Source organism: Photorhabdus viridis (genome assembly GCF_040256935.1).
Lineage (GTDB): Bacteria > Pseudomonadota > Gammaproteobacteria > Enterobacterales > Enterobacteriaceae > Photorhabdus > Photorhabdus viridis.
The window spans coordinates 1-4,740 of the sequence record NZ_JBEJZY010000096.1; the positions used below are offsets into that span (position 1 = coordinate 1).

7 protein-coding genes and 1 pseudogene are annotated in these 4,740 nt (G+C 40.9%); 2 read left to right on the top strand and 6 right to left on the bottom strand.

The genetic code is table 11. From position 1 onward, the window contains the following. A pseudogene (locus ABR397_RS25515) lies at positions 1-105 on the top strand (IS982 family transposase); the annotation flags it as partial. Here ABR397_RS25515 and ABR397_RS21825 read toward each other — a convergent pair. From ABR397_RS21825 to ABR397_RS21845, 5 genes are all read right to left on the bottom strand, one after another. Then, complete coding sequence (locus ABR397_RS21825) at positions 92-1,003, bottom strand: DNA circularization N-terminal domain-containing protein (protein ID WP_350307547.1); 912 nt, start codon at positions 1,001-1,003, stop codon at positions 92-94. The pseudogene ABR397_RS25515 and the gene ABR397_RS21825 overlap by 14 nt on opposite strands. A 75-nt stretch (positions 1,004-1,078) precedes the next feature. After that, positions 1,079-1,405, bottom strand: a complete 327-nt coding sequence (locus tag ABR397_RS21830) for a hypothetical protein (RefSeq protein ID WP_350307548.1) — start codon at positions 1,403-1,405, stop codon at positions 1,079-1,081. Positions 1,406-1,407: 2 nt separating this feature from the next. After that, entirely contained in the window at positions 1,408-1,770 is a 363-nt protein-coding gene (locus ABR397_RS21835; protein WP_105396886.1) for a hypothetical protein, read from the bottom strand. 233 nt (positions 1,771-2,003) lie between these two features. Then, the gene (locus tag ABR397_RS21840) at positions 2,004-2,729 is read right to left on the bottom strand and encodes a hypothetical protein (protein WP_350307549.1); all 726 of its coding nucleotides are present in this window, start codon (positions 2,727-2,729) and stop codon (positions 2,004-2,006) included. An 11-nt stretch (positions 2,730-2,740) separates the two neighbouring features. Then, positions 2,741-3,091: a hypothetical protein gene (locus tag ABR397_RS21845; protein WP_350307550.1), complete on the bottom strand. Its 351-nt coding sequence runs from the start codon at positions 3,089-3,091 to the stop codon at positions 2,741-2,743. A gap of 344 nt (positions 3,092-3,435) precedes the next feature. Between ABR397_RS21845 and ABR397_RS21850 the strand changes: the two genes are divergently transcribed. After that, the gene (locus tag ABR397_RS21850; RefSeq protein WP_350307551.1) at positions 3,436-3,903 is read left to right on the top strand and encodes a hypothetical protein; all 468 of its coding nucleotides are present in this window, start codon (positions 3,436-3,438) and stop codon (positions 3,901-3,903) included. A 121-nt stretch (positions 3,904-4,024) separates the two neighbouring features. On the opposite strand, the gene ABR397_RS21855 is transcribed toward ABR397_RS21850, so the two are convergent. Further along, complete coding sequence (locus ABR397_RS21855) at positions 4,025-4,366, bottom strand: hypothetical protein (protein ID WP_350307552.1); 342 nt, start codon at positions 4,364-4,366, stop codon at positions 4,025-4,027. Positions 4,367-4,740 lie beyond the last annotated feature (374 nt).

Sequence of the window (4,740 nt, forward strand, 5' to 3'; positions counted from 1 at the left end):
TTTTTGTTAGAAGTTGCTGCCGGTCTTATTGCTTATACATTCCAGCCTAAAAAACCGAGCTTGAATCTACGGGATAATGAGATCGCTATCTTTAAACGAAGCTGAGGTTAACTAACTGCACTCCACTAGCTAATCCCTCAATGGAGTTAGCATTGTTGAGCTGTGAGAAGGCTTCCGATATGGCTTCTCGCCCCATCACAGCTGAAGCCATTTTTTCATTGACCACATTTTTATAGTTTTCACTGTCATTATTTCGCAGTGCAACACCGGTTGCCCCTGATACCGAACCGCCAATCTTGCCTCTGCTGTAACGTCCGTATCGCTTACTACCGAACGTGGAATTCAACATGTCACTGAGATTGGTCACTTCATCAATTGACGATTGAACCATGTTTGTCCAATGATTAACTATCTGTTTGATGGTTTTAACGGCTTGTGTGACCGTGCGGATCTCGCCTTTTACCATAGAGATGAATTTAGCAGCGGTCGTCGTGGCCGTTCTGAGCCAATTGGTATTCACTTTACTGTCTGCCGCAGTGCTATTTGTAATCGCAAAGACTTTCAGGCCGGACTCAATAACGGTCAAAGTAAACTCAAACACCCGGCCATTATCCGCACTTTCATTCACTCGCAAGCCTGACTCAGTGACACTAACTGTTAGCTCCCCAAGCGTGGGGTGTATTAACGTACCGCTCACCCCTTCCTCACACGCTGCAACCAGATTATTACGTTGTGTGATCACGTCCGGCGCGGAATACACTTTACTGTCTTGAATAATAAAACCACGAAGAGTAATTTTTCGGCTGCTGCGCCCAAGGTCTTCAATCCAAGCCGTGTCTCTATAGGGGTATTCATGCACTGCTTGACGTCTGCCGAAGACACTTTCACCTGGCACTACGGCAAAGGGCACACCCCGGAATGACGCCGGGTGTAAATGTTCCAACCACTTCCATTCTTGGCCCTGTCCCAAGAAGGCGGAAATAGCATCTTTAATCAATGGCATATCACCACCTTGTGGTTATTTCAGATACAAAAAAACCGCACTTAAGCGGCTTAGTAAATAAATAGGGTTGTTAAATTAAATCCAGTGAAATCCTTTAGCCATTAAGCCAGCCAGCCCAAGAGCCACAGCAATTATCGCGCCAAATAACAGGCGGAAGTCTGTACGCGCATCACTTTTCATTTCCTTAAAATCTGTGCGTGTATCTTTTTTCATTTCCCGTACGTCAGCTTTCACCTCGTCTATAGATTTTTTGATGTGTTCAACATCTGACTCAAGCCGCGCCACACGAGCTTCTAACATATCATCACCTCCACCGCCGCCATCATAACCGGCATTTTTCCGCGATAACGCGCTCCATCGGTTAGTATAAACTACATTTGACTCCCTTCTACTAACAAGCATGTCTATTTCTCCCCTTGCTTTTTATTCACCCATTCTGTGATGACACGAGCTGAGAAGAAAAATTCATACCCACAGTTTATACATGCTATCCTGAAATGGTAGTTATCAGGGTCTACTTGTGGTCTCATCCCGACGTGATTGATCCTAATAGGTACAAGAAAAGAGGGCAATGACTGCTCTACATCCTCACCTTCTTCTGACACGATAATAGGTGTAGTCTGAGGAATGGCAATGTCTGTTTGATGACAAATAGCACAAGTTATCGATGATTTTAGCTTTTCATTCAAAAAATCAGCAAACATATCTGGCGTTATCGCCTTTAATGCTTCCAACAACTCTGCTTCACTTTTGTATTGTTGCGTCATATTGATTACCTCAGTCATAGCTATACATTAAACTGACTAATAAAAGAACACAACTGAATTTATTTACAGTGCCATCCTTGGCTTTTGAGTTAGTACTTCCAACTGTTTTCCATGCTCAACAGGTTTTCTTTATGAATGATGAGATAACCGGATTTTTGTGCTAACTCTATGAGTGTATTTGAGGATAGCTCATAAAAACCGGCCTAGAAATGAAAAACCCGCGAGAGGCGGGTTTAATTGTATAATTTATCTTTGCTTATAATGTTAACGATATGATTGCAGCACTCATGAGATATCGAGTTCAGTTCCCATCGAGAAAACTCACTCATAGAAAGATATGTAGCGCTCCAGGGCTTAATGCCATTAATCCCAATTCCACCTTCTGTCAGCACATCGACAAATTTATGTCGTATGGTGTCATACACCCCAACATCAGCTAATGCTATTATCCCGCTCGCCCACAATGTACCACCAGCAACACTTTGGATATTATCGCAAATAATATGATCGTGCTTTAAGACTAGCCTTCTGTATATTGAACGCCCCAGACCCGCAGCCTGATAATCTGGCGAAATAAACGCCCCCTTAATCTGCTTGCCTGTCTTTTTTATACCGCAGTCATAAAAATTAAAATCATTGTATGCAATACGACCTATTAACTCATCCTCATCAGGATCGTGCATATCAAGATCTATTAAATGTTGAATAATTTCTTGTTCACTGTAACCACTATCAAGCATCTCAAGAGACCGAGACCTATAATAATCCTCTGTGAAGCACCCTAATCGAGTAATCCCTATATAGTAATGATACTCGCTACCACTTAAGAGGTACTCCGTTACCTCTAATAAATCACCATCCTTTGATAAGTGATAGAACTTTTCTACAATCTCTTCTTTTATACAGTCAGGTTTTTTACTTAAATCTTTAATGTATGCATTGTTCAGGTCAGGGGCCATCTTTATCTCAACTACACACTAGCAACAGGGCTATATTTTTGAATGAAATCACAAACAGTTTTTTCAATACTGGTATTTATTGAAGACAATCTATCGCCCAGCTCAGGATATTGATATGCCGGATTTACAAGGTATCTTACTTTGTCTTTACAAACTGTAAGCTCGGCATATGGGAGCACTCGGAACTTGCTTGAATTGTCCGCATTTTCAACAGTAACGATAAACAATTGACGGTTAATATCAACTCTACAGCTTAAGCGTCTAACAGAAAACACCCTCTGTGATGGTTCATCAAAAAAAGAATTGATAACTTCTGTTGAGTGGCTAATAGTCTGTACAGATCTGGTATGCTCAGTTCTCATATAGCCCCCTAACATTATGAAATTGAAGTGAATAGATATTTAGCAGTTATCAAATTGCGATATCGCTATGGTGATAATAGTTCGATTGAACCGCTAGTTCAACAAATTTAACAACCAAAATTGTATTCTTATTGTTCTGTGATGTATCAAAATGTTTCAGATTTGCCATCCCTGGCTTGGGGTAACCTTTTAAGCTGCCTGTGATAGGCAAAAAACAACCCCGTTACAGCCCAAGCCAAGGACGGCTTACTGTAGATAAATTCAGTAACGTAATAATGTTAATCATTGCTCATTAATTGTGTTTCATTCAAAGTAATGAATAATTCATTAACGGAGTGAAGCCGATGAAATATTTAAAAAGTTTTACAGCATTAGTATTATCAATACCCATGATGGCCTTTTCTGCATCTCCTATTATTTGTGAAAATAAATCTTCAGGTAACACCATTACATCCATCTGGCCTTCAATTTATTTATCAGATCCGAACACTCTTTGCTTTTATGTCAAAGGGTGGCTAGAATTTTCCGGTACAAATTGCGTTAAAAACGGTAAAAGCGCGAAATGGACTGGCCTTGTCGTTGTTTGGGAAGATGGGGAACCACAAGGTCGGGATTCAACCCATTTCCGTGTAGTTAATCCCGTAGTCACAGATGAACAAATACAATATCGCATAGAGTGGTCTCGTGGGGACGAATGGCGCACTATGCAGAACGTAGCCATCAACCGACTTACTGGTGGTGCCGTGAGCTACTTTGTCAATCAGCATGGTGGAGAAAGCTACCAGTGCAGGGTTGCGAAAAAAGCAATTTAATCAAACAGGCATGGATTTTATTTATTTTCAGCAACCAATAAACCGACTAGATCGTTTAGAGAAGCTGATAGAATCCCAAAAATAACAGATAGAATAGCCCCGCCATCGTAACGGGGTTTCGTTAATTCGCAAGCGATCCATGCATTTCTTTCCAACTTTTATATGTCGCATATGGGTATACTTTGAACTTGTCATCCTCAACCAAGATGATTTGTGGCTCTTCTCCTTGTGGATAAACAAGGGCTTTATCTTGATCTAGAATAACGAACTTAGTAATAGGTGTAGCTTTTCCATTGCTTTTACCTGTTAGCGTTGAAACTTTTTCCTTGTTATAACAAAGCGCACTATTATTCTCGTAGAAACCACCAACATTAGAATTACAATCAGAACTAGAACCAAAAAATAAATACCCAAAGACAGCCAGCGCCAAAACGCCAACCCCACCAATTAAAGAAGCTATCATAGTAGCTATCGATCTGTACATGTTGGCTTCGAAGAGCGCGCAATCACCAGCGAGACTATGAATACTATAAGGCCAACCCAAATCTCAGTCATATCTATCCATCACTTATTCAGTTATCCACGCCCATATATCACTAGCCTATAACCACTCCGATCATTATTCCAACTCTAAATCACCAACTACTAATTCGCCAAATGGCCTGATGATGAATCGACCTTTTGAGTATGCAATAGCATAATCCCCGCCATTTTCGGTGTGAACGACCAGGGCAACCGCATGAATGATTAAATATCACTCACATTAGCAAAACCCGCCTGTAATACTCGCTCCAAAAATTGGGTTTTCATCCATATTCGTCTACGTTTCGCTTTGAT

Bases quoted from the DNA above. Each gene is read 5' to 3' on its own strand.
- ABR397_RS21825 (WP_350307547.1), bottom strand. From the start codon at position 1,003: ATGCCATTGATTAAAGATGCTATTTCCGCCTTCTTGGGACAGGGCCAA.
- ABR397_RS21830 (WP_350307548.1), bottom strand. From the start codon at position 1,405: ATGCTTGTTAGTAGAAGGGAGTCAAATGTAGTTTATACTAACCGATGG.
- ABR397_RS21835 (WP_105396886.1), bottom strand. From the start codon at position 1,770: ATGACGCAACAATACAAAAGTGAAGCAGAGTTGTTGGAAGCATTAAAG.
- ABR397_RS21840 (WP_350307549.1), bottom strand. From the start codon at position 2,729: ATGGCCCCTGACCTGAACAATGCATACATTAAAGATTTAAGTAAAAAA.
- ABR397_RS21845 (WP_350307550.1), bottom strand. From the start codon at position 3,091: ATGAGAACTGAGCATACCAGATCTGTACAGACTATTAGCCACTCAACA.
- ABR397_RS21850 (WP_350307551.1), top strand. From the start codon at position 3,436: ATGAAATATTTAAAAAGTTTTACAGCATTAGTATTATCAATACCCATG.
- ABR397_RS21855 (WP_350307552.1), bottom strand. From the start codon at position 4,366: ATGATAGCTTCTTTAATTGGTGGGGTTGGCGTTTTGGCGCTGGCTGTC.